We start from the raw sequence: 24,870 nt of genomic DNA, 5'->3' as shown, positions 1-24,870 counted from the left end.
ACGTCGGGGTCGTCGTAGAACGTGGTCGCCTTGACGATCGCGGCGGCGCGCTTGGCCGGGTCGCCCGACTTGAAGATGCCCGAGCCGACGAACACGCCCTCGGCGCCGAGCTGCATCATCATCGCCGCGTCGGCCGGGGTCGCGATGCCGCCGGCGGTGAAGAGGACGACCGGCAGCTTGCCGAGCCGGGCGACTTCCTTGACCAGGTCGTACGGGGCCTGAAGGTCCTTGGCGGCGACGTAGAGCTCGTCCTCGGACAGGCTGGTGAGACGACGGATCTCGCCGCGGATCTGACGCATGTGGGTCGTGGCATTGGAGACGTCGCCGGTGCCCGCCTCGCCCTTGGAGCGGATCATGGCGGCGCCCTCGGTGATGCGGCGCAGCGCCTCCCCGAGGTTGGTGGCGCCGCAGACGAACGGGACGTCAAATGCCCACTTGTCGATGTGGTTCGCGTAGTCCGCCGGGGTGAGGACCTCGGACTCGTCGATGTAGTCGACGCCCAGGCTCTGGAGGACCTGCGCCTCGACGAAGTGCCCGATGCGCGCCTTGGCCATGACGGGAATCGACACCGCGGCGATGATCCCGTCGATCATGTCGGGGTCGCTCATCCGCGAGACGCCGCCCTGGGCCCGGATGTCCGCGGGCACGCGCTCGAGGGCCATGACGGCCACCGCTCCGGCGTCCTCGGCGATCTTGGCCTGGTCGGCGGTGACGACGTCCATGATGACGCCGCCCTTCAGCATCTCGGCCATGCCTCGCTTGACCCGGGTTGTCCCGGTCACGGTTCCGGACTGGGTCTCCACGTCTGAATCGCTCACGTCCTCAATCGTACGGCGGCCCGGCCGGCCCTCCGACCCCCGCCTCGGTCGCAGCGTTCAGACATCAACTTCTCCGCACGTGCCGACAAGAAGACCGACAATTCCGACGTCGCCCGACGACGCTCATCACGTCCCGAGAGGTTGGCGAAGTTTTGCGGAAGGGGGACCGGCCATCCCCGACGGTCCCCCACTTCTCAGAAAAGTCCGACGAATTGAGGCCGTCTCCTCCTTTCGGCGTTCACGGCTCAGACATGTCCGAGACGTAGACGGCCCACCGCGTCAGCCGCGGAGGCTCGGTGGCAGCTCGTCGTCGAACTCGATCGTCGCCGGGAGCTCGGCGTGACCGGCCAGCCGGAACAGCCGGACCACGGTCTTACGACGTACGCGCCGCACGTCGATGACCGCGTCGTTGTGGAACCGGCGGGCCATCTGGACGCGAACCCCCGCGGCGGCGATCCGGGTCAGGGACTCGGACGTCGGCTCGTCGATGGCGCGCAGCGCGTCGATGGTGATCGGGTTCAGCGCGGCGTGCAGCGCATCGGTGAGGTCGGACTCGACCGCCTCCCGGTCGGGGTCGCCCTCGACGGTGGCCAGCGACTCCGCCGCAGCAGACGCGAGGATCAACCCGGAGGCCGCGTCCAGATGTCCGGCGTTGGCCACCTCCAGCGTCGCCTCCGCCCGACGGACCAGCTGGGCGTCCAGGGCGGCCGACGTCGACTCGACCCGGGCGTGTAGCCGGTCGAGGCGGGCGGCGCTGTAGGACAGGTACCAGCCCAGGATCAGGACGAGGACGACGACGATCGTCACCCACTCGAGCGTGCTCACCGCAGGGAACCGGTCATCCGAGCGGTGCGCGGCCCGAGCGCAGCAGCCGGGTCCACCGCGAGGTGCTGTCGGCGGCCGGCCGGACCCGCGAGGCGCCGTCGGTGACCGTCTCGTAGACCGCCATGACGTCGGCGGCGACCACGGACCAGTCGAAGACGTCGGCCCGCTTCCGGCCGCGGGCCGCCAAGGCCTGCCGAGCCGGACCGTCGCGAAGCAGCTCCAGCAGCCGGCGCGCCAGGTCTCGTGGGTCCTCGTTGACGAACGTCGCCCCGGCCGAACCGCCGTCGAGCACCCGCACGAACGCCGGCAGGTCGCTGGCCAGGACCGGAGCGCCCGCGCTCATCGCCTCGATGAGGATGATCCCGAAGCTCTCTCCCCCAGTGTTGGGGGCGACGTAGAGGTCGACCGACTTCAGCAGCCGGGCCTTGTCCTCGTCGCTGACCGGACCGAGGAACTCACACGCCGCGACCACCTCGGGCGACAGCCCGGAGGCGACCTCCTTGGGATCGCCCGGTCCGGCCACCAGGACCCGTAGCCCGGGCACGGCCGAGAGGACTTCCGGCAACGCCGCCGCGAGCACCGGCATACCCTTGCGCGGTTCCTCCATCCGCCCGAGGAAGGCGATGGTCGGACGTTGCTGGGTGCCGACCCAGTCGGCGCGGGCCTCGGCGCGGTCGAACCGGTGCACGAACACCCCGTTGGGGATGACCACCGCATCGCCGCCGAGGTGGGTCGTGACGGTCCGGCGCGCGTCCTCGGAGACGGCGATCCGGGCGGTGATCTTCTCGAGGCTGGGACGGACGATCGGGTAGGCGGCCTGGTAGTAGCGCGAGCGGATCATCGAGGTGTGGAAGGTCGCCACGATCGGCCCTTCCGCCGCCCACAGGGCCAGGACGGAGACGCTCGGCGTGATTGGCTCGTGGAGGTGGACGAGGTCGAAGTCGCCGCTCTCCACCCACCGGGAGACCCTCGCCGCCGCCATCGGTCCGATGTTGAGGCGGGCGGTGGACCCGTTGTACTTCACCGGGATGGCGCGACCGGCCGACACGACGTAGGGCGGCAGCGGGGTGCGGTCGTTGGCGGGGGCGAGCACGCTCACCTCGTGACCCTGCGCGAGGAACACCTCGGCCAGGTCGCGCACGTGGTACTGGACTCCCCCGGGCATGTCGAAGGAGTAGGGGCAGACGATCCCGAGCCTCACGAGGTCGCCGCCGACGTCGACGGCTCCGGAGCACCGCGGTCCTCGAGGTCGTCGACGAAGATCCGCTGAAGCATGTGCCAGTCCTCGGTATGCCGGACGATCGCCTCTCCGAGGATGTCGGCGCAGGCCTGGACCATCACCTGGACCTTGTCGCGGGTGGTGCCGGTCTCCGGGGTGGCGACCGGCGTCATCCGGATGACCACCCGCTTGCCGGACGGCAGCGCCGGAGCGTCCTCGAACCACAGCGTCGCCACGAACAACGGTGCCTTCGTCATCACGGCGAGGACCGCCGGTCCCTTGGCGACCCGGGCGCGGTGCCCGCAGAGATCGACCTCGATGCCGTTGTGGGTCAGGTCGCGGTCGGCGAGCAACGCCACGAACGCACCCTCGGCGACGGCCTGCTTCAGGGCGATGAACGGGTCGCCACCGCCGGTCAAGGGGATGATCGTCATGCCCAGCGACTCGCGGAACTCCAGGAAGTCGCGGTAGACCTCCTCGGGCTCGAGGCGCTCGGCGACGGTGGTCACGGGGGCCAGGTGCTCGGAGGACCAGGCCCCGCCGGTGTCCCAGTCGCCGAGGTGACCCATGAACAGGACGCATCCGGACCCGCTGGCCAGCGCCTCCCGGATCGGCTCGTCACCGACCATCCGGACCGCGGCGGCCAGCTCGTCCTGAGAACGGTCGGCCAACCGGAAGGCGTTGCAGTAGTAGCGCATGTAGGACCGCATCCCGGCCCGCACCAGCGCGGCGAGCTCCCGCTCGCCGAGCTCGGGACGGACCCGGGCGTAGTTGGACCGCAGCCGGTCGACGCCCTTGCCGCCGCGGCGTGCCGAGACGTCGGCGATGAGGTCGAACAGCCGGTATGCGGCGGGCGACGGCAGCGCGCGTACGGCGGCGAACCCCGCGCGCAGGCCGAGGGTCTGCCCGGTGGACGCCACCCGGCTGGACGTCTCGTCGACGAAGTCCAGCAGGCCTCTGGGCACCCGTGCGCGCAGCCCGGCGGTACGGGAGGTCGTCACGGCCGGCTCACGGCGTCGACACGCCCGGGGGGTGCTGGTCGGGCGTCCGCGCCAGGGCTTGCCGGCGGACCGCCAGCATCCGCTGCACGACGGTGATGAGGCTGGCGACGGAAAGCAGCCCGAGAACGACGACCAGCAGGACGACCGACACGCCAAGTCCGACGAGGAACGTCGCCAAGAGGGTGACGAGCAGCCGGTCGGCGCGTTCGGCGATACCGACGTTCGCGGTCATCCCGAGGCCCTCAGCGCGCGCCTTGGAGTAGCTCACGACGAACCCGAGGATCAGGCAGGCGAGCGCCAGACCGGCGGCGAGCAGGTTCTGGTGGACGCCGGCGAAGTAGAGCACCAGGCCGCCGAAGATCGCAGCGTCGCCGATGCGGTCGAGGGTGGAGTCGAGATAGGCCCCCCAGGGCCCTTCGCGACCAGACATCCGGGCCATCACGCCGTCGACGTTGTCGCTGAAGATGAACAGCGTGACGACCAGCGTGCCCACGAGGAGCTGGCCTCGGGGGTAGAAGGCGAGCGCTCCGACGCATACGCCGACCGTGCCGACGACCGTCACGACGTCGGGACTGATGCCCAGACGAAGGAACAGTCTCGCGATCGGCGTCATGACCTTGGTCCAGGTCTGGCGCAGAAGTCGGTTGAGCATGGTGCTGTCAGCCTATCCGTTGCGCGGGGCTCAGCCCTGCGGCCACGCCTCCACGAGCCGCGTCCGGACGTCCTCGAGCAGCATCGGAAGGGCCTTGGTGCGGGCCACCACGGGCAGGAAGTTCGAGTCGCCGCCCCACCGTGGGACCACGTGCTGGTGCAGGTGGGCGGCCACGCCGGCCCCCGCGACGGCCCCCTGGTTCATCCCGAGGTTGAAGCCCATCGGGGCGCTGGCCGTCTCGAGCGCCCGCAGTGCCTGCTTGGTCAGGGCGGTGAACTCGGTGGTCTCCTCGTCGGTGAGGTCGACGTAGAGGGAGACGTGGCGGTAGGGGCAGACGAGGATGTGCCCCGGGTTGTAGGGGAAGAGGTTGAGCACGACGTAGCAGAGGTCGCCCCGGTGCACGATGAGGCCTTCGGCGTCGCTGCGGTCGGGTGCCGCGCAGAAGGGACAGCCCTCGCCGGCCTCGTCGCTGGGCTTGTCGCCGCCCACGTAGACCATTCGGTGCGGCGTCCAGAGCCGCTGGAAGCCGTCCGGCTCACCGGCGAACTCGGCCGGGGTCTCGACGTCGTCCGCCCCGGTAGCCATGCCGACGATCCTATGCAGCCGCTACGGCGACGCTCCGTCGCGCATCGGGCGTCCGGTACGGCCGTTGCTCCACGCCTGGATCTCCGCGACGACCGACAGGGCGATCTCGCCCGGCGTCCTGCCACCGAGGTTGAGCCCGGCCGGCAGGTGCACCCGGTCGAGGGTCGCCGCGTCGGCCCCCTCGTCGCGCAGCAGGGTCAGGACGCTCGCCGTTCGCTGCCGGCTGGCCATCATCGCGACGTACCCGGCCGGGCTCGCGATGGCGTCGCGGAGCAGGTCGTAGGCCTCGGGCGCGTCGTGGTCGCAGATGACCACGGCGTCGCGCGGGGTCGGCGGGTTCGCCGCCAGGCGTTCGCGCGGCGTCCCCTCGGGGTCGTCGTCGCCCAGGACGACGACCTGCCGGCCGGCGATCTCGGCGATCGTCGCGATGGCCTCCGAGATCGCGTTCCGCGTCGAGACGACGATCTGGCCCGGAGCGTGCTCCGTCACCTGGCTCATGGCCTCACCCTGCCAGAGGTCTACGCGGGAGGATGCTGGCATGACCGCGATCGGCCGCCTTCATCACGTCATCTACGACACCCCGGACCCGATGGGTCTGGCCCGGTTCTGGTCGGCGGTCCTCGGCCAGCCCGTCACGTATGCGTCGGAGGACTTCGTCGTCGTCGCGCCTCGCGAGGACCACTCCGGGATGGCGTTCCAGCTCGCTCCCGACCACCAGGTACCGGTGTGGGGCGACCCGACGCGGCCACAGCAGATCCACCACGACGTGATGGTCGACAACGTGCCGACGGCCGAGAGCCAGGTCGAGGCTCTCGGCGCGCGGCGGCTGGGGTCCCCGGACGGCTCCGTGTGGGCCGACCCGTCAGGTCACCCGTTCTGCCTCATCCCTCGCCCGGGGTGGGCGCCTCCCGTCACCGAGGGCTGATCGTGCGGGCCGGCGCCTCGAACCGCTTGGGGGTGATCGTCGCGTCCACGCCGGCGTAGGACCGCTGCTGTGCAGCCAGCCCGTCTGCCGACGCCGCAGCCTTCTGGAGGACGGCCGGTGTCACGGCGACCGCAGCGCCGACAAGGGCCGGGCTCACCAACGGGGTGTAGCCCGACGCCTGTCCGCTCCGGTTCGGGTGGAACGACTCGGTGACCGGCGACGAGAGCCCGTTGATCCACTCCGAGCGGTCACAGACCGCATGGCCGACGAACGCTTGGACCGGGCTGACGAACCCGAACCCCGCCGTCTTGGCGGCCACCGAGATGGTGGCGTCGAGCTGGTCGGCGGTCTGGTTCAGCCGTGTCATCTCGCTGCCGGAGAACCACGTGAGCAGGTTGCAGTCGGTGCCGTTGAAGATCCGGGGGTAGCCGACCACGACGACCTTGGCGTTCGGCGCCTTGGCGCGGATCGACGCATACAGGGTCCCTAGCGACCCGGGGAGAGTGTTGGCGATGTAGCGCTGGGCCCCGTCGACCGCCCCGGTGCAGTTGCTCAGCCAGGACGGCTGCGCGCACGTCGTGAGGACGCTGGCGAAGCCCGCGTCGTTGCCGCCGACGCTGATCGTGACGTACGCGTTCGCCGACGACAGCGCGCTCAGCTGGCTGTTCGTGACGTCGGCGACGGTGGCGCCCGAGCAGGCCCGGAAGTTCAGCGCATACCCCTTGGCGGCGGCGATGAGCGAGGGGTACGCATACACCGACCGCTGGCAGCTCGACCCGTCGTTGAGGTACGAACGCGTCCCGACACCCGACGAGTAGGAGTCCCCGAGCGCAACGTAGGACGGGGGTGCCGCCTGAGCGGGCGCGGCGAGACCGACGACGAACAGCGTTGCGGTGGCGATCAGGACGAGGACCAGGCGAGCGGCGCGCATCGTCGGAGCATCGCACCGCCGGACCGCCCGCGGGAGGTCCGGCGGTTCAAGACATCGTCAAGACGTGGGCGCGGTCACGACCTGCTCGCGGGCGGCGATGGTGGCGGTGATCTCGGTGACCGCGTCGTCGACGGGGACTCCGTTGCGCTGCGACCCGTCGCGATAGCGGAACGAGACCGCGCCGGCGGCTCGGTCGTCCTCGCCCGCGATGAGCACGTAGGGCACCTTGGACTTGCTGGCGTTACGGATCTTCTTGGGGAACCGATCGTCGGACTCGTCCAGCTCGACGCGAACGCCCTTGTCCCGCAACTGGTCCAGCACTCCCCGGAGGTAGGGTGCGAACTCGTCGGCGACCGGTACGCCGGTGACCTGAACCGGTGAGAGCCACACCGGGAACGCCCCGGCGTAGTGCTCCACGAGGACGGCCATGAACCGCTCGATCGAGCCGAACTTGGCCGAGTGGATCATCACCGGCTGCTGGCGGGAGCCGTCGGCCGCCTGGTACTCCAGCTGGAACCCGGCCGGCTGCGCGAAGTCGTACTGCACGGTCGACATCTGCCAGGTCCGGCCGATCGCGTCGCGGGCCTGCACGGAGATCTTGGGGCCGTAGAAGGCGGCGCCACCCGGGTCCGGGACGAGCTCGAGCCCGGTCTCCAGGGCCGCCCGCTCGAGGGCGGCGGTGGCGACCTCCCACTGCTCGTCGGTGCCGATGAACTTGTCCTTGCTGTCGTCCTTGGTCGACAGCTCGAGGTAGTAGTCGTCCAGGCCGAAGTCGCGCAGCAGGCTGAGCACGAAGTTCAGCAGGTGCTTGACCTCGGCCTCGGCGCCCTCGACAGTCACGTAAGAGTGCGAGTCGTCCTGGGTCATCCCGCGGACCCGGCTCAGGCCGTGCACGACCCCGGACTTCTCGAAGCGGTAGACCGACCCGAACTCGAACAGCCGCAGCGGCAGCTCCCGGTAGGAGCGTCCACGAGACTTGAAGATGAGGTTGTGCATCGGGCAGTTCATCGCCTTGAGGCGGTACTCCGCACCCTCCACGTGGATGGGCGGGAACATGTCGTCGGCGAAGTACGGCAGGTGACCCGAGGTGTGGAAAAGCCCGTCCTTGGAGATGTGCGGGGTGCCGACGTAGTCGAACCCCTCCTCGATGTGCCGCCGGCGGACGTAGTCCTCCATCTCCCGCTTGATGACCCCGCCCTTGGGGTGGTAGACCGCCAGACCCGAGCCGAGCTCCTCCGGGAAGGAGTAGAGGTCCAGCTCGACGCCGAGCCTCCGGTGGTCGCGCTTCTCGGCCTCGGCCAAGCGGTCCAGATGGGCCTTGAGGTCCTCCTTGGAGGGCCAGGCGGTGCCGTAGACCCGCTGCAGCTGAGGGTTCTTCTCCGAGCCGCGCCAGTACGCGGCGGAGCTGCGGGTCAGCCTGAAGGCGTTGCCGATCAGCTTGGTGGTGGGCAGGTGCGGCCCGCGGCAGAGGTCCTTCCACGCCAGCTCGCCGTCACGGCGGTGGTTGTCGTAGATGGTCAGCTCGCCGCCGCCGACTTCGGAGTCGGCGCCCTCCGCGGCGTCCCCCGCTGTGCCCTTGAGCCCGATCAGCTCGAGCTTGTAGGGCTCCTCCCGCAGCTCCTTCCGGGCGTCGTCGTCCGTGGTGACGCGACGGGAGAAGGTCTGGCTCTCGTTGATGATGCGCTGCATCACCCGCTCGAGCTCCTTGAGGTCGTCCGGGGTGAACGGGGTCTCGACGTCGAAGTCGTAGTAGAAGCCGTCGCGGATCGGCGGGCCGATCCCCAGGCGGGCCATGGGGTTCACCTGCTGGACGGCCTGGGCGAGGACGTGCGCGGTGGAGTGCCGCAGGACGTCGAGGCCGTCGGGGCTGTCGATGGTGACCGCCTCGACCACGTCGCCGTCGGCCAGGGCGTGCGCCAGGTCGACGAGCCGGCCGCCGACCCGGGCCACGACCACGCTGCGGTCGTCGGCGAACAGGTCGGCCGCGGTCGTGCCCTCAGCCACCGATCGCTCGTCTCCGGCGACGGTCACGGTGATCTGGGCAGACACGGCAGTACTCCCTCTCGTATGCGGTCGGCCGCGCGACTCGCGGCCGTCCGCAAGGCTATCGAGGGCTCGTCGACGGCCGCGACGCAGTTCCCCGCCCGACCGGCTTCGGGTTGGAAGGGGGCTAGGCGGGGGTGACGGTCGCGACGAGGTGCTCCCCACTGCCCTTCACCGGGAGCAGCACCGCGAGCCGGGCGTCGTCGGACACCGCCAGCACGGTGGTGCTGGGCAGCTTCACCGGCTTCCGGAACCACACCGTCGACGACCCCGCCGCGGGAACCCGAGCGCCGAGCGAGGCGAGCACTCGCGCGTACGAGAACATCCCGTGCGCGATCGCCCGGTCGAAACCGAACGCCCGCGCCGACAGCGCGTGCAGGTGGATCGGGTTGACGTCCCCCGACACCGAGGCGTACCGCCGTCCGGCGTCCTCCCCGAACCGCAGCCGAACCACGGCCCGCGACGCGAGACCGTCGACGTCCGGCGGACCCTCCGACGCCGCCGACTCGTCGCCGTGACCTCGGGCGAGGTAGGTGCTCACCCCGCGCCACACCACCTCGTCGCGCGACGACACCTCGGCCACGAGGTCGACCAGCCGGCCGCGCCGGTGCGGGCGCAGATCGGCAGCATGGACCCGGACGTCGAGGGTCTCGTCGTACTCCAGCGGTCGCGTCCACGTGATGCGGTTCTCCACGTGGACCAGGCCGACCATCGGCACCGGGAAGTCGCGGCGCGACATGACCGCGGCCTGCAGCGGGAACCCGAGCAGGTGGGCCCAGGTCACCGGCGGGTGCGCCCCGAGCCCGAACCCGCAGAGGTGCGCGTAGTCGGCCACCGCCACCGGATCCACCCGAACGACCCGTCGCTCGGCCACCACCTCAGGCACCGACGAACCGCCGAACCGGCTGTTGGCCGCCGCGGCCGCGTAGAGCCGCTTGAGGTCCGGTGCGGTCTCGAACCGCAGCATCTCGACCACGTCAGGCGCCCAGCAGGCTCTGGCCGCAGACCCGGACCACGTTGCCGGTGACGCCGGAGTTTGCGTCCTGGCTGAGCCACGCGACCGTCTCGGCGACGTCCAGCGGGAGGCCGCCCTGCTGCAGCGAGCTCAACCGTCGACCGAGCTCACGCGTCGCCAGCGGGATCTTGGCCGTCATCTCGGTCTCGATGAACCCGGGCGCCACGGCGTTCACGGTGACGCGTCGGGCGTAGAGGTCGGGGGACCCGCCGAGCGCGGTGACCAGCCCGATCACGCCCGCCTTGGACGCCGCGTAGTTGGTTTGGCCGCGGTTGCCCGCGATGCCGGCGATCGACGACACGCAGACCACGTGGCCGCCGTCGGCGATCCCGTCGGCCGCGAGGATCGCCTCGTTCATCCGGATCACCGAGCCGAGGTTGACGTCGACGACCGACGCCCAGCGGGACTCGTCCATGTTGGCCAGCAGCTTGTCGCGGGTGATGCCGGCGTTGTGGACCATGATGTCGAGCGAGCCGTGCCGCTTCCGGGCGTGGTCGACGATCCGGCGGCCGGCGTCGGGTGCCGTCACGTCGAGCTGCAGTGCGGTCCCTCCGAGCCGGTTCGCGTTGCGGGCCAAGCCTTCTCCCGCCGACGGGATGTCGACGCCGACGACGGTCGCCCCGTCACGAGCCAGCACCTCGGCGATCGACGCGCCGATCCCCCGAGCGGCGCCGGTGACGACGGCGACCTTGCCGACCAACGGGGTATGCCAGTCGTCCGGGGCGGCAGCCGGGCCACCGGAGGCGGCGCCCACCGTGACGACCTGGCCGTCGACGTAGGCCGAGCGTCCGGAGAGGAAGAACCGCAGCGCGGCGTCGGCGTTGGCCTCCTCACCCTCGACCACGGTGACAAGGTTGGCCGTGGCGCCGGCCCGCAGCTCCTTGCCGATCGACCGGACCACACCCTCCATGGCCCGGCGGGTGGCGCGCAGCATCGGGTCGGTGCCGGCGGTCGCGATCGAGCCGCCGAACACCACGACGCGACCGCTGGGCGCCAGTCGCTTCAGGGCCGGCCCGAGGATGGTCCGGAAGGCGTCCAGATCCGTCAGCTCCCTCGCCTGGGTCAGGTCGAGGACCACCGCGCCGACCCGTTGCCCCTCGGCGACGACGGGGATGATGTCGATGGCGTCGCCGCGCAGCAGGTCGGCGGCGCGGGCCGCCAGCGGCGCGTCACCGACTCCGGCGACGACCACCGGACCCGGGACGAGGGGCTGGTCCGGCGCATACCGGCGCAGTCGCACCGGCCGGGGCAGGCCGAGCCGCGACGCGACCTGCTTGCCGACCGTGCTGTTGACGAGGTCGCTGTAGGTGTCGGCCATCGGTCAGGCCGCCTCGACGACGGCGACGACGCCCTGGCCGCCGGCGGCGCAGATGGAGATCAGCCCGCGGGCTCCAGAACCCTTCTCGTGCAACAACTTTGCCAGCGTGGGGACAATCCGTCCGCCGGTCGCCGCGAACGGGTGACCGGTCGCCAGCGACGAACCCGTCACGTTGAGCCGGTCCTGGTCGATGGCACCCAACGGCGCGTCCAACCCCAGCCGGTCGCGGCAGAACGCCTCGTCCAGCCAGGCGGCCTGGGTGGTCAGGACCGTCGATGCGAACGCCTCGTGGATCTCGACGAGCTCGAAGTCCTGGAGCTTCATCCCGACCCGCGCGAGGAGTCGCGGCACGGCGTACGAGGGCGCCATGAGCAGGCCCTCCCCGCCGTGCACGTAGTCCACCGCCGCGGTCTCCGCGTCCACGAAGTACGCCAGCGGCGTCAGCCCGTGCTCGGCGGCCCAGGCGTCGCTGCCCAGCAGCACGGCCGAGGCGCCGTCGGTGAGCGGCGTCGAGTTGCCCGCGGTCATCGTCGCGCCCTCACCCTTGCCGAAGACCGGCGGCAGCGACGCGAGCTTCTCCAGGGAGGTGTCGGGGCGCAGGGTGGTGTCGCGGGAGACGCCGAGGTAGGGAGTGACGAGGTCGTCGAAGAACCCGTTCTCGTAGGCGACGGCGAGCCGCTGGTGCGAACGCAGGGTCAGCTCGTCCTGGGCCTCCCGGCTGATCCCCCACTCCTTGGCGGTGAGGGCCATGTGCTCGCCCATCGAAAGCCCGGTGCGGGGCTCGACGTTGCGCGGCGCCGCGGGGGCCAGGTGAGCCGGCCGGATGGAGGCGAACGCCTTGGCCCGGTCGACCGGGGTACGAGCCGCGTTGGCCCGCAGCAGCGCCTTGCGCAGACCCTCGCTGACCGCGATGGGCGCGTCCGACGCGGAGTCGACGCCGCCGGCGATGCCGGACTCGACCTGGCCGAGGGCGATCTTGTTGGCCACGAGGATCGTCGTCTCGAGGCTGGTACCGCAGGCCTGCTGGACGTCGTAGGCCGGCGTCGTGGCCGCCAGGGACGAGCCGAGGACCGCCTCGCGGGTGAGGTTGAAGTCGCGGCTGTGCTTGATCACCGCACCGCCGGCCACCTCGCCGATCCGCTCGCCGGCGAGCCCGAACCGTGCCACCAGCCCTTCTAGGGCAGCCGTCAGCATGTCCTGGTTGGAGGCCTTGGCGTACTTCCCGTTGGCCCGTGCGAACGGGATCCGGTTCCCGCCGAGGATCGCCGCGCGGCGCGGGCCCGAGCGGCCTCCGGACGTGCCTCCGGCCGAGGCCGATGCGGTGGTGCGAGGACGGGTCGCGCGGCGCGTCGTGGAGGCGGGCATGACCGCAGGTTACCAGCCGGTAACTAGCCCGACACCGTCGATCTCGACGAGGGCTGCGTCACTGCGGCGGGACGCCGACGAGGACCTCGTCGCCCACCGACACGTCGCCCGCCAGAGCGACCTCGGCGTAGACCCCCGGACAGTCGCCGGCGAGGCCGGTGACCTCGAGCTCGGTGTTGCCGATCCGCAGGCGGTGGCCGACGAGACCGTGCAGCTCGTCGGTGCCGATGTCGACGACGAGGTTGGCCCGCGGATGGAAGTCGATGTAGTTCTCGACCGCGACGAGGTGGACGGGCGACTTCTTGCGCCGGTCGCCGTCGAGGCCCTCGGGCGAGACGTAGGAGGTCTCCAGCGTCTGGCCGGGCTGGTCGCGGTCGGGGTAGATGATGATGCTTGAGACGCGCGCCATGCGCCCACGCTACTTCGTCGGGGCGTCTTTCCCGATGAGCCGCGGCGGACGGTCGCATCACGCGACAGAGCAGCTGCGACTGCTACGAGCCCTTCCCTGCCAGACTGGGTCCACTGGTCCCGAAGGCGCTGAAGAACCGGTCGCGGAACGCGTCCATGGGCCACACCGGCGCCGTCGCGGTCGGTCGCAGCCCCGGCTGCCAGCCCCAGCCCGCGATCCGGTCGAGGACCGCAGGATCCTTGGCCACCACGGAGATCGGGACGTCGTGGCTGGCCTTGTCACCGGAGATGACCGCCGCCGGCTGGTGGTCGCCGAGGACGACGAGGACGAGGTTGTCGTCGTGGGCGTTCGCGACGAACGAGGTCAGCGCATCCAGCGAGTAGGCCACCGAGTCGGCGTACGCCTGCTTGACCTTTGCCGGGTCGCTCCAGACGGCGTCGGCGGTGGCGGCCTGGTCGAACACCTGCTGGTACGCGGACCCGTCGCCGAGCGAAGCCGGGTCCAGGAGGCGGGGCAGCGGGGCCCACGGCGTGTGGCTCGAGACGAGGTCGACCTCCGCCATCAGCGGTGGCCGCGGCCCGGGCTTGAGCTCGCGTTGCGCGAGGGTGGCGAGGGTGAACTGGTCCGGCACCGGCGCATACCCGAACTTCGGTCCGCGGTAGCCGACGGCCGGGCCGTCGTAGAGGGCGTCGTACCCGTAGAACCCGGTGACCGGGGAGATGTCGTTCTCGTCGGCCGGGCTGACGAGAACGGTCCGCCAGCCTGCCGCCCCGAAGGCCGAGGCCAGCGTCAGGCGACGGCTGTCGATGACGGCGTTGTAGCGGACCTGGTCGGTGATCGGGAGGCCGGTCTGCAGCGTGGAGTGCGCCAGCCAGCTCAGCCCGCCGAAGGTCGGCGACGTGAGGTAGGCGCTGCGCCCGGAGAACCCCGCGGCGCCGAGCCCGGTCGTGGCCCGGTCGACGGCTGCAGTCACCGTGGGAGCCAGGCGGGGGTCCTCGAGGGCGACGCGCCCGTAGCTCTCGACGAAGACTACGAGGACGTCCTTGCCCTGCAGGCCGGCCAGGAGACCCTGCGGGGAGGTCGCGGCGTACGGGTCGCTCGCGGCGAGTCGCTCGAAGTCGTCACGGTCGGTGACTCCCTGCCGCAGGTCGCGCACGTGGTCGGCCGTGACGGTGGCGGTTTGCGCGGAGGCGACACCGAGGCCCGCTCCGGTCGTCGTCCCGAGCACGGCGACCAGGCCCCAGGCGACGGCGACCGCGACGACGCCGGTCGTCGCCACCCGCCGGTGCCGCGCCGCGGCCCGCGTCACCCGCACCGCGGCCAGCGGCAGGAGGACGAGGGCCGCGAGAGCCGCCACCCCCAGGGCGACGGCCACCAGGACGGCCCGAACGCCGCCCACGCTGTCACGTAGGACGCCGTAGCCCGCGCCGGCGTACGACGGGTCGGACAGTGGGTCGAACGTGCGGTAGAAGCCGACGAGCATGCCGATGTCGAGTGCCTTCAGCAGGACGACCACCGCCAGGGCCAGCCCCAGAACGGTGGCGACGAGGGTCCGGGCCCGGGGCGGGAGGACGACGCCGAGTGCGACGAGGACGACCAGCTCGAGGGGTATGCGGGCCCAGGCTCCCGCCGAGAGCTGCTCGGGGCGGTTCGGCAGGTTGAGGGCCGCGAGGAGCAGCACGAAGCCGAGGAGCGTCAGGACGGGACCCCGGAGCCGGCGCGGTCCTCGCCCCGTGCTGAGGACCGCTGGCGGACCGGCCTCGCGCTCGAGCGTCTCCGTGTCAGCCACCGGCCGACCGCGCCAGGTGCGAGCCGACCGGCGCGGGCGTCACGACGGGCGTCGCCGGACGGACACGACGGCGGCCACGGCCACGATCCGGTGCGCGCAGGTCGTGGTGGACGCGGACCAAGAGCAGGACGTCCCGCCCGAACGACTCGGCGAGCAGGGCCAGAGCAACGAGCAGGAGCATGACCGCCTCGGGCGTGGGCAACGCGCCGGACACGACGATCGCGAGGGTGACCCCCTGGATCGCGGCCACCACCTTGCGCCAGTAGCGCGGCGGCACCGGAACCCGGAGCCACGGCCAGGTCTGCTCGGCCAGCAGGAGCGCATACCGGGCGAACCCGATGGCGAGGACCCACCAACCAACGATCGGACCGGCCGCGACGCTCAGGACGAGGATGAGGAAGGCGTCGGCCTCCATGTCGAACCGGGCGCCGAGCGGGGTCATCGACCCGGTCCGCCGCGCAACCCGGCCGTCGACCGCGTCGAGAGCGAGGGCGACGGCGGTCAGCGCCACGAGCAGTCCGCGATGGTCCGGCCCGGCGAAGGACGCGGCAACCAGCGCCGCGACCGCCAGGCCCAGGCTGGCCCGCACCAGGGTCACCGCGTTGGCCGGCCCGAACCGGGTGGTCGCGGTGCGATGGAGGCCGACCGCCAGCAGGGCGGCTGCGGTGGTCGCGGTGCTCAGACCGACGGCCCAGCCGACCGCGCCGAGCCCGACCGCGGTCTGCACGGCCGTGAGCAGCGCGACGACGAGCACGAGGCCGCTGACCGGTGCCCGCTGAACCGTCCGCACGAGACCTCCGTCATTAAGGAGTACACAGGGAGCGTCAGGGACCAGCAGACCCCGAGCCCTATATCCACAAGGACGCCGTCCGAGGGTTGCCGGTTCACCGACGGGGTACGTCCACCACCAGGGTTCCATCACCGCCGAGGGAGGTCGAGGACTGGCGTGACGCTCGAGGCGGTCGCGTTCTGGATCCGGGCTCCCGGCGTCGGGGAGCTGCGGAGAGCGACCATTCCCGGTCCGGGTGACGGCGAGGTCCTCGTGCGCGCCCTCCGGTCCGGCGTCAGCCGCGGGACCGAAGCGCTGGTCTTCCGCGGTGAGGTGCCCCCGGACCAGTACGCCCGGATGCGAGCCCCGTTCCAGGAAGGGGACTTCCCCGGTCCGGTGAAGTACGGGTACCTCAACGTCGGCGTGGTCGAGCAGGGTCCGGACGACCTCGTGGGGCGCACCGTCTTCTGCCTGTACCCGCACCAGTCCCGCTACGTCGTCCCCGCCTCGGCGGTCGTCCCGGTGCCGGACGACGTGCCGCCCGCCCGAGCGGTGCTCGCCGGCACGATCGAGACCGCCGTCAACGCGCTCTGGGACGCCCCGCCCCTGATCGGCGACCGGGTAACCGTCGTCGGCGCCGGCATGGTCGGGTGCTGCGTGGCGAAGGTGGCGGCGGGCATACCGGCCGCGCAGGTGACGCTGGTCGACGTCGACCCGTCGCGGGCGTCAGTCGCGGCGGCCCTGGGTGTGGCGTTCGCGGCTCCCGAGGCGGCTGCGGGCGACCAGGACCTCGTCGTCCACACCACCGCCAGCTCGGCCGGGCTCGAGACCAGCCTGCGCCTGCTCGCCCCGGAGACGTCGGTGCTCGACCTCAGCTGGTACGGCGACCGGGAGATCCGGCTGTCTCTCGGCGCCCGTTTCCACTCCGACCGGCTCGGCATCCGGGCCAGCCAGGTCGGGACGGTATCCCCCGCCCGCGCCGGGCGCCGGACGTATGCGGACCGACTGCGGCTCGCGCTCGACCTGCTGTCGGACCCGTCGTTCGACGCGGTCCTCACCGGGTCGTCCCCCCTGACCGACCTGCCCGAGGTGCTGGCCCGGCTCGCCGACGGCGACACCCGGACCCTCTGTCACACCGTGACCTACGAGGAGGCGTGAGCGTGTACTCGGTGACCGTCGCGGACCACATGATGGTGGCTCACAGCCTGCGGGGCGAGGCGTTCGGGCCGGCCCAGGCCCTGCACGGCGCCACCTTCGTCGTCGAGGCGACGTTCCGACGCGCGGACCTCGACCCCGACGGCATCGTCGTCGACATCGGGCTGGCGGCGGGTGCCCTCCACGACCTCGTCGGCGCCCTCAGCTACCGGAACCTCGACGACATCCCGGCCTTCGCCGGCGTCAACACCACCACCGAGGTGCTGGCCCGCCACGTGGCCGACGAGCTGGCCGCGCGCCTTGCCGACGGGTCGCTCGGACCCCACGCCGGTGGGATCAGCGGCATCAGCGTCACCCTCCGCGAGAACCCGCTGGCCTGGGCCTCCTACGAGCGCGCGCCATGAGCCACCGTGTCCACATCGTCATGCCCGCGGGGGTGCGTGATCTCCTGCGGCCGAGTGGTGGCAACGCCTACGACGTCCGGGTATGCGCCGGGCTGGACGGCCGCGGATGGTCGGTCCACGAGCACGAGGTCGACGGAGCGTGGCCGGATCCCGGCGCGGCGGACTTGTCTCTCCTTGCCGGGGCACTGGAGTCCGTGCCGGACGGTGACGTCGTGCTCATCGACGGGCTGGTCGGCTCGGCGGCCCCGAAAGTCCTTGCGGCGCATGCCGATCGGCTGAGGCTGGCCCTGTTGGTGCACATGCCCCTGGGCCACGCTCGCGAGGAGCAAGCGCTGGAGGCGGCACACGTCGTCGTTGTGACCAGCGAGTGGACGAAGCGCTGGTTGCTCGAGGCCTACCGGCTGGACTCCGGGCGTGTGCACGTGGCGGTACCCGGTGCCGACCCGGTACCGGTGACACCGGGCTCTCCTGACGGGCGACGTCTGCTGGCCGTCGGCCCCGTTTCGCGGGGGAAGGGCCACGACCTTCTGATGGCGGCTCTGCAACGCTGCTTCGACCTCGACTGGCGGCTCGACTGCGTCGGCTCCCTGGACGTCGACCCCGGGACCGCCCAGCGCCTCGTGGCCTGGGCGGAGCGGTCCGGCGGCCGGGTGCGGATGCCCGGCCCGCTGGCCGGCCCGCGACTCGAGGCGGCGTACGCGGCCGCTGACCTCCTGGTCCATCCGTCCCGCGCCGAGACCTACGGGATGGTGCTGTCCGAGGCCCTGGCTCGTGGCCTCCCCGTGGTGGCGTCCGATGTCGGTGGTACGCGCGAGGCTCTCGGGATGGCCGATGGTGTCGTGGCTCCTGCCCTCCTCGTCCCGTCCGGTGACGTCGAGGGCCTGACCTCGGCCCTGCGCTCGTGGCTGACCGACGGCGCCGAGCGACGGCGGTTGCGCCGGGACGCGCTGGTCCGGCGGACCGACCTGCCGTCGTGGGACGACACGGTCGTCGCCGTCCACGCCGCACTGCGATCGGCGGCTCTGGTCGGAGCGACGACGTGACGCCTACGCGGCTGCGCCGCTGGCTCGGCCCGCTCGCCGGGGCCGTGGTGCTGGCGCTGCTGGTGTGGCGGTTCGGCGCGGAGGTGTTCCTCGACGGTGTGCGGCGACTCGACCCGGCGAGTGTGGCGTTCGCCCTCGTCGTCGGGTTCGTCACGACCGTGGCCGCGGCATGGCGGTGGACCGTCGTGGCCCAGGGGATCGGCCTGCGCGTCCCGCTCCGCGGTGCCGTCACGGCCTACTACCGGTCGCAGCTGGTCAACGTGACGGTGCCCGGAGGGGTCGTCGGCGACGTCGAGCGAGCCGTCCGACACGGGCGAGGCAGCGGTGAGCTGGCCGTCTCCGCCCGGTCGGTCGGGTGGGAGCGGTTCGGGGGTCAGGCGGTCCAGCTGGCGCTCACCGCACTGATCCTGCTCGCCGTCCCATCGGCGTTTCGGGTGGTGGCCGAGTGGGGCGCGGTCGTCCTGGTGGCCCTGGCTGTCCTGGTCGGGCTGACCGTCGCCGCGACGGCGACGTTCGGCCAGGGTCGCCTGACCCGACCACTACGGATCGCCGTGACCGACCTGCGGGTGGGCCTGATCTCGCGTCGGGCCCTCCCCCGCGTGCTCCTGGCCTCGGCGGTCGTCGTCGCGGGTCACGCCGCGGTCATCGTCGTGGCCACGCGGACGACCGGCGTCGACGTCCCCCTGGCCACGCTGGTCCCGCTGGCTCTGGTGGTCCTCGCGGGCTCGGCGGTCCCCGCCAACATCGCCGGCTGGGGCCCTCGCGAGGGTGTCGCGGCCTGGGCCTTCGCGGCTACCGGGGTGGGGGCGACGGCCGGGGTGACCGCGGCGGCCGCATACGGAGCCCTGGTCCTCGTCGCTGCGCTCCCCGGGGCGGTCGTCCTGGTGGTCCAGGCGATCCACGGTCGGCAGGGGGCTCCCGGAGCTCCCGCGGTCAGGGAGCGGGCGACCGCCGATGCCTGACCGCCCCTACACGCTGCTCAGCTGCTGCGTCTCGCTCGACGGCTACCTCGACGACGCCGGGCCTGAGCGGCTGGTCCTCTCCCCGGCCGCCGACCTCGAGCGCGTCGACGCGGAGCGCGCCGGAGCCGACGCGATCCTCGTCGGGGCCGAGACCGTCCGCCGCGACGACCCTCGGCTGCTGGTCCGCTCGGAGGCCTGCCGCGCCGCTCGCCGGGCCCGGGGCTGGCCGGCCACTCCGTTGCGGGTCACCGTCAGCGCCTCCGGCGACCTCGACCCGCGCGCCCGGATCTTCACCGAACCAGGGTCGGGAACCCTGGTCTACACGCCGGCCCCCGTCGTCGGTCCGTTGGCCACACGCCTCGGCGACACCGCGACCGTCGTCGACGCCGGCTCCGCCGTCGACATGGGGTGGGTACTCGCCGACCTCGACGCCCGAGGGGTCCAGCGGCTCCTCGTCGAGGGTGGCCGACGGGTCCTGAGCCAGCTGCTGGTGGGCGGCTTGGCCGACGAGCTCCAGCTGGCCGTCGCTCCGGTGTTCGTCGGCGACCCGCGCGCGCCGCGCTTCGTCGACGACGGAGTCTTCCCGCACACCGCGCCGAACCGAGCGCACCTGGCCGAGGTGCGGCAGGTAGGCGACGCCGCTCTGTTGCGCTACGCCCTCACCGACCGATGCCGCGTGACCGCCGAGGAGAGATGACCGTGTCGACGACCTTGCCCCGCGCCACCATCCGGACCCAGGTGACCATCCCGCTGCGCCTGGCCGACGGTTACGCGACCACCGCCCGGGCGTTCACCTTCGACGGGCTGGTCGACGGCCGGGAGCATCTGGCACTGGGCTTCGGTTCGAGCGCGCGGAGCCCACTGCGTCACGACCCGGGGCGGCCGACCCTGGTGCGTCTGCACAGCGAGTGCCTCACCGGCGACGTCCTCGGATCCGAACGCTGCGACTGCGGTCCGCAGCTGCGCGAGGCGGTCGGCCGGCTCGACCGCGCCGGTGGCTACCTCCTCTACCTGCGTCAGGAGGGCCGCGGCATCGGCCTCTACGCCAAGCTCGACGCCTACCAGCTCCAGAGCGAGGGGCTCGACACGTATGCCGCCAACGTTGCCCTCGGATACGCCGCCGACGAGCGGGACTACGCGGCCGCGGCGCAGATGCTGCTGGCCCTCGGGCGGCCGACGGTGCGGCTGCTCAGCAACAACCCGGACAAGTCCGTGCAGCTCAACCGGCACGGGGTCACCGTCGTCGAGGAGGTGCCGACCGCGGTCCACCTCAACGCCGCGAACGCCCACTATCTCGCCACCAAGGCCGCCGGCGGCCACGCCCTCGACCTGACCGGCCTCTGAGCGTTCGCTGAATGTTGGACCCTTTGAGTGGAACCAAACTGCTGTGGCAACGCCACTTTCGCTCCTCTGGGAGCCGGATTCCGGCCGAGCCGAACGGGATGCGCCACCGGCGATGAGTCTGGCGGGTGGCTGTCCACGAGGTGGTCGTCGTCCAACACCAGCCACGGCTCCGCTGTGGTCTCGGCCGGCTCGTTGACGAGCACGGTCATCAAGGTGCTCGACCGGCAGTGGAATGGATCCCGCCAGGTCCAGGGCTCGCGACCGGTGGTCGAGCACAGCACCGACGGGGGCGGTCACCACCCCCGTCCAGAACGAGGCCGCCTCGCGGTCAGCCTGGTCCAGCGAGAGCGACGCCACCGCAACGTCCAGTCAGGAGCCCCCCGTGCCCAGCCGCTCGGCGAGGAGCGTCGCCATCCCGAACTCGGCGGGCGCGGACGGCAGCGTCAGCCTTGGCCCGGCTCCGGCCCGGAGTCGCTCCAGGAGCCGGGGGCGGCCCACCAGATCGGGCCTCAGCCTCGGAAGCAGAGCCTGGTGGCGACCAACGGACAGCCCACGTCAGACATCACGCAGGTCGAGCCGCATGATCGCTCGCGTCGGGTCGGGCCGGGTGACACAACGGAAGCCCGCATGCTCGAACACGCCCTCCCGGCCGACGAAGTCGTCGCCCTGGCCGGGTTCGGCGCTAGACACGGGCCAACCCTCGACCGCGGTCGCGCCGTGATGCTCGGCCAGCACGACCGCCCCTTGCACGAGGGCATGGCTGACGCCCCTCCCCCGCTCCTCGGCCCGGACGAAGATGCACGGAACCAGCCAGACCGACTCATCCTCGCTCCGGTCCAGGCCATCCAGAAGGCGGCTGCGCCCGCCGACTGCCACCAGGTACCGCGCTCTCGGTCCGCACGCGGCCCAACCCACCGGGGTGCCGTCCATCGACGCCAGCACCCCCATCGGCGGGCCACCGGCATACGCCATGGCCTCGAACCGGGTCCGGTTCCGTCCGGTCATCCAGCCGAGTGCGAACTGGCTCCGGGACGAGCAGAACGACGTGCACCAGCAGCTGCGGGTGTTCCGGGAGGACCCGAACAGCAACGCCAGGTCCGCGAGGTCGTCGACGCCGAGGGGCCCGACCTGCCAGGGGAGGTGGTCCACGTTCGCACGCTAGTCGCCGCACGGCGCGGAGAAGGCCCCGACCGTGTGGTCGGGGCCTTCCTGGTCAGTCCGCGGTGGCCCGTCAGGCCGGGACAGGGACGGGCTGACGGCGGCCCAGGTGGACCTCCTCCTCCGCGGGAACCCGACGCAGGTGGCGCCAGCCGAGGAGCGATAGGGCTGCCATCGCGGCGGCACCGATGAACGAGGCGATGGCGGCGTAGATGGCGATGGTGCCGAGGGTTCCGAAGGCGTAGGCGTTGAGGAGCATCCCGCGCAGCGTGTCGCCCATGAACATCGTCTGGCGCAGGTCGCCGGCCGCCTTGACCGCTGCCGGATCGGCGTTGGCGTCCTTGGTCAGGGCCGTGTAGGCGGCGGAGACCTCACCGTACGTCTTGCCCTGCGACGCCGCGTTCATGTGAACGAGGATGAAGTGGTCGGCGTACGCCTGCGCCTGGGCCCCGGTCGTGAGTGGCTGACCGGCGTACTGCTCGAGGTACGGCTTGATCTGCGGGTCGGCGATGGCCGCACCCGAGGGCATCGTGATCCGCTGGTCGGCCAGCTGCTGGGAGACCGTGCTGTTGGCGAAGTTGCCCGCCCACAGCAGCAGCCCCGCGGCGACCAGAAGGATGGCGGCGACAATCGCGCCACCGATGGATAGGAGGGCGTCGAGAGTCCTGCGTCGCATGGTCCTTGCTCCTGCTCTTGTGTGGTTCCCCGGGGCCTGTCCCCGGGATTTCGGTTGTCTGCGTTGACAGTTCAAGAGTCGGGGTCGCAAGCAGGTAGCGGCAGGGACGAAGGTCCCGCGACTTCCGAGACCCTCTGCCCTGACGGCGTCGCCCGAGGTTCGATGTGCTGGGGCGAGGTGATGAACGTGTCGCAGCACGCTGTCGAGTCGTCCCCGGTCGTCACGCCGACCTGGCGTCATCGACACCTGTCGTCACCGTCGAGAGCGCCATGGCGGTCTTCGGGCTCGGTGGCGGCATCATGCTGATCTCCGGACACGGAACCCCGCCGGTCGAGGCCCTGGCGCCGCTCGGCCTGTCCAGCTGGGCGCTGCCCGGGGTGTGGCTCACGGCCAGCGTCGCGGTCCCCTCCGCCGCGGCGGCCTACCTCGCATGGCGGGGTTCGTCGTCGGCACCCCGAGCCGTACTGGTGGCGAGCGCATTGCTGGCGGTCGAGCTCCTGGTGCAGATCCCCTTCCTCGGCGTCGACGGCCTGCAGGCGCCCATGGCCTTGGTCGGCGGTACCGCGGCGGCCGTGGCCTGGCGCGCCCGAGCAACGTGGTGACGTCGTGGTCGGGTCGAGAGCGGTCTGTCGCGCATCACCCCGCTGGACCCACAGCTCGACGGTGAGCTCAGCCGATCACCTCACGCGACCGCGGCCGGGTCACAGGGGAACCAGCATGACGTCGCACGGCATGCGATGGAGCACAGCCCGGGTCCACGATCCCGTCACGTGACCGGTCAACCGATCAGGGCCCCGGTCGCCCAGGACCAGCAGGTCGTCGGGATCCGCGTAACGGAGCAGCCCCTCCGCATCTTCGCTGGTCCAGACCAGACGCCAGGGCACCGACTTCTCGGCGGCCAGCTCATCCTCGACGACCGAGCTCGAGAGAGGCCGACCCGCGCTGAACACACACAGATGGATCCCCCGTGTCGTCGCCTCACGGACCGCGTACCGGAGGACGGTCGGAATCTCGGGCGTCACGTGGACCGCAGCGACCACCTCGGGGTGGCGGGACGACGGCGCCGATGTCCTCAGCGGGAAGAAGCGCTCGTCCCGGCACACCAGGACCGGGCACGGGAAGGCCTTGACCAGGCCGCCGCTCGTCGTGCCCAGCCGGAACACACCTTGCCCGTCTGCACCGTGGCGGCCGAGCACAAGAAGGCCGGCATTGGCCGCGACCGGTACGACGTCGTCGAGGGAGGAGACCACCGCACCCCTGACGTGAAGTCCCGGCCGGGCGTCCCGGACGCGATGCTGCGCCGCGAGATTGACATTGCTCGCGTAGTCCGCCGCGTCGTTCTCCGCGCGCGTCCACGCCGCGTAGCCGGTGGGCTCCACGCACGGCAACGTCCTGACGGTCACGACGACCAGCCCGACACCACGCAGATCGGCCTCCCGGCCAGCCTGTTCCAGGGCACGATGACTCCCGCAGCCACCGTTGTCGACGACGACGACGTCGCGACGCTCAGGCCAGACGGTTCGCCTCTCCTGGATCTGTGGGCTGACGTCATGACGAAGCATGGGGTCCTCCTCGAGCTGGGTACCGTCGTTCTCGCTCCACGTTCCCGGAGGCCCGGCCCAGCGCCCAGGGCACAAGGTCCCGCACTCGACGCCGCCGACGGTTTTGGGGGGACGGGTGAGCGGTCAGCGGTGGTCGAGGGACGCCGGCGCTTCGCCAACGAGTGAGTGACCCAGCTCGGCGCCCCACTTCTGCGCCCGGGCGAGCTCGCCGCCGAGGAGAGGGCCGGTGGTGCCGTCGACCCGGAACGAGACCGGCTCCTGCGCCTGCATGAGTCCCTTGTGGGCGAGCGAGTGGGCGATCTTGTGCGCCGCCGACCCTGGTACCCACCGCTGTTTCACGTGGGTATCGAACGCGGCCGTTCTCGTCTGGGGCGACAGGAGAACCAGTGCGGCCAGCCACTCCCGGACCCCGAGGTCGCGCGAGATGACCGGCGTGCTCGTCTCCTTCTGCGCCTCGTGGCGAGTGTCCGGCGTGGACAGCCCGAAGGCATGAGTGGGCGCGCCGATCACCAGCAGCTCGACATCCTGGTCGATCACGGTCGGAGCGTCGCCCACCTCGACGACGGTGCAGCGAGTCGACCGCGAGAGGCCGTCAGCGACGGCCTCCGCGACCTGGCGAGTCGCGCCGAACATCGACTCAAAGACGACAAGGGCGTTGCTCATGACCTTCTCCTATCGGGTGAGGACGACCTTGAGGGCGCCGGAGTGCCCCGCGTCGGCGAACACCTCGTACGCCTGCAGCAGGTCGTCCAAGGGGAACCGATGGGTGATGAGCGGAGCCATGTCGAGCTGGCCGCCCTTGACGAGCCGGATCAGCGTCGGCTCGAGTAGGTGTCCACGAGGCCCGTCGTGATCGTGACGTTGCGGATCCACAGGTCCTCGAGGTGCAGCGTCGCCGGGGC

General features: G+C 71.7%; 27 protein-coding genes. 8 read left to right on the top strand and 19 right to left on the bottom strand.

Annotated elements, in window-relative coordinates:
* The 7 genes from pdxS to VIG79_RS11305 all read right to left on the bottom strand — a co-directional run.
* Positions 1-752 (bottom strand): pyridoxal 5'-phosphate synthase lyase subunit PdxS (pdxS, locus tag VIG79_RS11335; RefSeq protein ID WP_331885637.1); only part of this gene is annotated, 752 nt, incomplete at its 3' end.
* Between the two features lie 345 nt (positions 753-1,097).
* Positions 1,098-1,643 carry a hypothetical protein gene (locus tag VIG79_RS11330; RefSeq protein ID WP_331885633.1) on the bottom strand — a complete coding sequence of 182 codons (546 nt, stop codon included), beginning with the start codon at positions 1,641-1,643 and terminating at the stop codon, positions 1,098-1,100.
* 13 nt (positions 1,644-1,656) lie between these two features.
* A complete protein-coding gene (locus VIG79_RS11325; RefSeq protein ID WP_331885631.1) occupies positions 1,657-2,844 on the bottom strand; it encodes a glycosyltransferase family 4 protein in 1,188 nt (395 codons plus the stop codon).
* Positions 2,841-3,863, bottom strand: coding sequence for a phosphatidylinositol mannoside acyltransferase (locus VIG79_RS11320; RefSeq protein WP_331885629.1), 1,023 nt, complete (start codon positions 3,861-3,863; stop codon positions 2,841-2,843). The genes VIG79_RS11325 and VIG79_RS11320 overlap by 4 nt, the downstream gene beginning before the upstream one ends.
* A 7-nt stretch (positions 3,864-3,870) precedes the next feature.
* Positions 3,871-4,515, bottom strand: a complete 645-nt coding sequence (pgsA, locus tag VIG79_RS11315) for a phosphatidylinositol phosphate synthase (RefSeq protein ID WP_331885627.1) — start codon at positions 4,513-4,515, stop codon at positions 3,871-3,873.
* A gap of 30 nt (positions 4,516-4,545) precedes the next feature.
* Positions 4,546-5,100 (bottom strand): HIT domain-containing protein, encoded by a 555-nt coding sequence (locus tag VIG79_RS11310; RefSeq protein WP_331885625.1) that lies wholly within the window; start codon positions 5,098-5,100, stop codon positions 4,546-4,548.
* A 21-nt stretch (positions 5,101-5,121) separates the two neighbouring features.
* A complete protein-coding gene (locus VIG79_RS11305) occupies positions 5,122-5,598 on the bottom strand; it encodes an XdhC family protein (RefSeq protein WP_331885623.1) in 477 nt (158 codons plus the stop codon).
* Between the two features lie 40 nt (positions 5,599-5,638).
* Between VIG79_RS11305 and VIG79_RS11300 the strand changes: the two genes are divergently transcribed.
* On the top strand, positions 5,639-6,025 hold the full coding sequence (locus VIG79_RS11300) for a VOC family protein (RefSeq protein ID WP_331885621.1): 387 nt from the start codon (positions 5,639-5,641) through the stop codon (positions 6,023-6,025).
* On the opposite strand, the gene VIG79_RS11295 is transcribed toward VIG79_RS11300, so the two are convergent.
* The 8 genes from VIG79_RS11295 to VIG79_RS11260 all read right to left on the bottom strand — a co-directional run bounded on the left by VIG79_RS11295 (position 6,012) and on the right by VIG79_RS11260 (position 15,685).
* Positions 6,012-6,956, bottom strand: coding sequence for an SGNH/GDSL hydrolase family protein (locus tag VIG79_RS11295; RefSeq protein WP_331885619.1), 945 nt, complete (start codon positions 6,954-6,956; stop codon positions 6,012-6,014). The genes VIG79_RS11300 and VIG79_RS11295 overlap by 14 nt on opposite strands.
* 57 nt (positions 6,957-7,013) lie before the next feature.
* Complete coding sequence (thrS, locus tag VIG79_RS11290) at positions 7,014-9,005, bottom strand: threonine--tRNA ligase (RefSeq protein WP_331885617.1); 1,992 nt, start codon at positions 9,003-9,005, stop codon at positions 7,014-7,016.
* Positions 9,006-9,126: 121 nt separating this feature from the next.
* Positions 9,127-9,966 carry a MaoC family dehydratase gene (locus VIG79_RS11285; RefSeq protein WP_331885615.1) on the bottom strand — a complete coding sequence of 280 codons (840 nt, stop codon included), beginning with the start codon at positions 9,964-9,966 and terminating at the stop codon, positions 9,127-9,129.
* Between the two features lie 10 nt (positions 9,967-9,976).
* Positions 9,977-11,332: a 3-oxoacyl-ACP reductase gene (locus tag VIG79_RS11280; RefSeq protein ID WP_331885613.1), complete on the bottom strand. Its 1,356-nt coding sequence runs from the start codon at positions 11,330-11,332 to the stop codon at positions 9,977-9,979.
* 3 nt (positions 11,333-11,335) lie between these two features.
* Entirely contained in the window at positions 11,336-12,697 is a 1,362-nt protein-coding gene (locus VIG79_RS11275; RefSeq protein WP_331885611.1) for an acetyl-CoA C-acetyltransferase, read from the bottom strand.
* Between the two features lie 58 nt (positions 12,698-12,755).
* Positions 12,756-13,106, bottom strand: a complete 351-nt coding sequence (locus VIG79_RS11270; RefSeq protein WP_331885609.1) for a hypothetical protein — start codon at positions 13,104-13,106, stop codon at positions 12,756-12,758.
* 82 nt (positions 13,107-13,188) lie between these two features.
* Complete coding sequence (locus VIG79_RS11265; protein WP_331885607.1) at positions 13,189-14,895, bottom strand: CDP-alcohol phosphatidyltransferase; 1,707 nt, start codon at positions 14,893-14,895, stop codon at positions 13,189-13,191.
* Entirely contained in the window at positions 14,888-15,685 is a 798-nt protein-coding gene (locus tag VIG79_RS11260; RefSeq protein ID WP_331885605.1) for a CDP-alcohol phosphatidyltransferase family protein, read from the bottom strand. The genes VIG79_RS11265 and VIG79_RS11260 overlap by 8 nt, the downstream gene beginning before the upstream one ends.
* Before the next feature lie 156 nt (positions 15,686-15,841).
* Here VIG79_RS11260 and VIG79_RS11255 point away from each other — a divergent pair, with 156 nt between their 5' ends.
* Genes VIG79_RS11255 through ribA form a run of 6 tightly spaced genes read left to right on the top strand, consistent with a single transcriptional unit; the run spans position 15,842 to position 20,572 of the window.
* Entirely contained in the window at positions 15,842-16,822 is a 981-nt protein-coding gene (locus tag VIG79_RS11255) for a zinc-binding alcohol dehydrogenase (protein ID WP_331885603.1), read from the top strand.
* A 2-nt stretch (positions 16,823-16,824) separates the two neighbouring features.
* The gene (locus VIG79_RS11250) at positions 16,825-17,223 is read left to right on the top strand and encodes a 6-carboxytetrahydropterin synthase (protein WP_331885635.1); all 399 of its coding nucleotides are present in this window, start codon (positions 16,825-16,827) and stop codon (positions 17,221-17,223) included.
* Positions 17,220-18,266 (top strand): glycosyltransferase family 4 protein, encoded by a 1,047-nt coding sequence (locus VIG79_RS11245; protein WP_331885601.1) that lies wholly within the window; start codon positions 17,220-17,222, stop codon positions 18,264-18,266. The genes VIG79_RS11250 and VIG79_RS11245 overlap by 4 nt, the downstream gene beginning before the upstream one ends.
* Positions 18,263-19,228 carry a lysylphosphatidylglycerol synthase transmembrane domain-containing protein gene (locus VIG79_RS11240; protein WP_331885599.1) on the top strand — a complete coding sequence of 322 codons (966 nt, stop codon included), beginning with the start codon at positions 18,263-18,265 and terminating at the stop codon, positions 19,226-19,228. The genes VIG79_RS11245 and VIG79_RS11240 overlap by 4 nt, the downstream gene beginning before the upstream one ends.
* Positions 19,221-19,925 carry a RibD family protein gene (locus tag VIG79_RS11235; RefSeq protein ID WP_331885597.1) on the top strand — a complete coding sequence of 235 codons (705 nt, stop codon included), beginning with the start codon at positions 19,221-19,223 and terminating at the stop codon, positions 19,923-19,925. The genes VIG79_RS11240 and VIG79_RS11235 overlap by 8 nt, the downstream gene beginning before the upstream one ends.
* 2 nt (positions 19,926-19,927) lie before the next feature.
* Positions 19,928-20,572, top strand: a complete 645-nt coding sequence (gene ribA, locus VIG79_RS11230) for a GTP cyclohydrolase II RibA (RefSeq protein ID WP_414672620.1) — start codon at positions 19,928-19,930, stop codon at positions 20,570-20,572.
* A 555-nt stretch (positions 20,573-21,127) separates the two neighbouring features.
* Here ribA and VIG79_RS11225 read toward each other — a convergent pair.
* Both VIG79_RS11225 and VIG79_RS11220 read right to left on the bottom strand, forming a co-directional pair.
* Complete coding sequence (locus tag VIG79_RS11225) at positions 21,128-21,721, bottom strand: GNAT family N-acetyltransferase (protein ID WP_331885593.1); 594 nt, start codon at positions 21,719-21,721, stop codon at positions 21,128-21,130.
* Positions 21,722-21,803: 82 nt separating this feature from the next.
* The gene (locus tag VIG79_RS11220) at positions 21,804-22,406 is read right to left on the bottom strand and encodes a hypothetical protein (RefSeq protein WP_331885591.1); all 603 of its coding nucleotides are present in this window, start codon (positions 22,404-22,406) and stop codon (positions 21,804-21,806) included.
* Positions 22,407-22,675: 269 nt separating this feature from the next.
* Between VIG79_RS11220 and VIG79_RS11215 the strand changes: the two genes are divergently transcribed.
* On the top strand, positions 22,676-23,008 hold the full coding sequence (locus VIG79_RS11215; protein ID WP_331885589.1) for a hypothetical protein: 333 nt from the start codon (positions 22,676-22,678) through the stop codon (positions 23,006-23,008).
* A gap of 99 nt (positions 23,009-23,107) precedes the next feature.
* Here VIG79_RS11215 and VIG79_RS11210 read toward each other — a convergent pair whose 3' ends face one another.
* Both VIG79_RS11210 and VIG79_RS11205 read right to left on the bottom strand, forming a co-directional pair.
* Positions 23,108-23,968 carry a universal stress protein gene (locus tag VIG79_RS11210; protein WP_331885587.1) on the bottom strand — a complete coding sequence of 287 codons (861 nt, stop codon included), beginning with the start codon at positions 23,966-23,968 and terminating at the stop codon, positions 23,108-23,110.
* Positions 23,969-24,091: 123 nt separating this feature from the next.
* The gene (locus tag VIG79_RS11205) at positions 24,092-24,631 is read right to left on the bottom strand and encodes a flavodoxin family protein (RefSeq protein WP_331885585.1); all 540 of its coding nucleotides are present in this window, start codon (positions 24,629-24,631) and stop codon (positions 24,092-24,094) included.
* Positions 24,632-24,870 lie beyond the last annotated feature (239 nt).

It is taken from the genome of Lapillicoccus sp. (assembly GCF_036559105.1).
Lineage (GTDB): Bacteria > Actinomycetota > Actinomycetes > Actinomycetales > Dermatophilaceae > Lapillicoccus.
Note: the sequence above shows the minus strand (reverse complement) of the source record. Positions and strands in the feature narration are given on the sequence as shown.

Excerpts from the sequence above, each read along its gene's own strand:
- pgsA (WP_331885627.1), bottom strand. The coding sequence starts at position 4,515 with ATGCTCAACCGACTTCTGCGCCAGACCTGGACCAAGGTCATGACGCCG.
- VIG79_RS11310 (WP_331885625.1), bottom strand. The coding sequence starts at position 5,100 with ATGGCTACCGGGGCGGACGACGTCGAGACCCCGGCCGAGTTCGCCGGT.
- VIG79_RS11305 (WP_331885623.1), bottom strand. The coding sequence starts at position 5,598 with ATGAGCCAGGTGACGGAGCACGCTCCGGGCCAGATCGTCGTCTCGACG.
- VIG79_RS11300 (WP_331885621.1), top strand. The coding sequence starts at position 5,639 with ATGACCGCGATCGGCCGCCTTCATCACGTCATCTACGACACCCCGGAC.
- VIG79_RS11295 (WP_331885619.1), bottom strand. The coding sequence starts at position 6,956 with ATGCGCGCCGCTCGCCTGGTCCTCGTCCTGATCGCCACCGCAACGCTG.
- VIG79_RS11285 (WP_331885615.1), bottom strand. The coding sequence starts at position 9,966 with ATGCTGCGGTTCGAGACCGCACCGGACCTCAAGCGGCTCTACGCGGCC.
- VIG79_RS11280 (WP_331885613.1), bottom strand. The coding sequence starts at position 11,332 with ATGGCCGACACCTACAGCGACCTCGTCAACAGCACGGTCGGCAAGCAG.
- VIG79_RS11275 (WP_331885611.1), bottom strand. The coding sequence starts at position 12,697 with ATGCCCGCCTCCACGACGCGCCGCGCGACCCGTCCTCGCACCACCGCA.
- VIG79_RS11270 (WP_331885609.1), bottom strand. The coding sequence starts at position 13,106 with ATGGCGCGCGTCTCAAGCATCATCATCTACCCCGACCGCGACCAGCCC.
- VIG79_RS11245 (WP_331885601.1), top strand. The coding sequence starts at position 17,220 with ATGAGCCACCGTGTCCACATCGTCATGCCCGCGGGGGTGCGTGATCTC.
- VIG79_RS11235 (WP_331885597.1), top strand. The coding sequence starts at position 19,221 with ATGCCTGACCGCCCCTACACGCTGCTCAGCTGCTGCGTCTCGCTCGAC.
- VIG79_RS11220 (WP_331885591.1), bottom strand. The coding sequence starts at position 22,406 with ATGCGACGCAGGACTCTCGACGCCCTCCTATCCATCGGTGGCGCGATT.
- VIG79_RS11215 (WP_331885589.1), top strand. The coding sequence starts at position 22,676 with ATGGCGGTCTTCGGGCTCGGTGGCGGCATCATGCTGATCTCCGGACAC.
- VIG79_RS11210 (WP_331885587.1), bottom strand. The coding sequence starts at position 23,968 with ATGCTTCGTCATGACGTCAGCCCACAGATCCAGGAGAGGCGAACCGTC.
- VIG79_RS11205 (WP_331885585.1), bottom strand. The coding sequence starts at position 24,631 with ATGAGCAACGCCCTTGTCGTCTTTGAGTCGATGTTCGGCGCGACTCGC.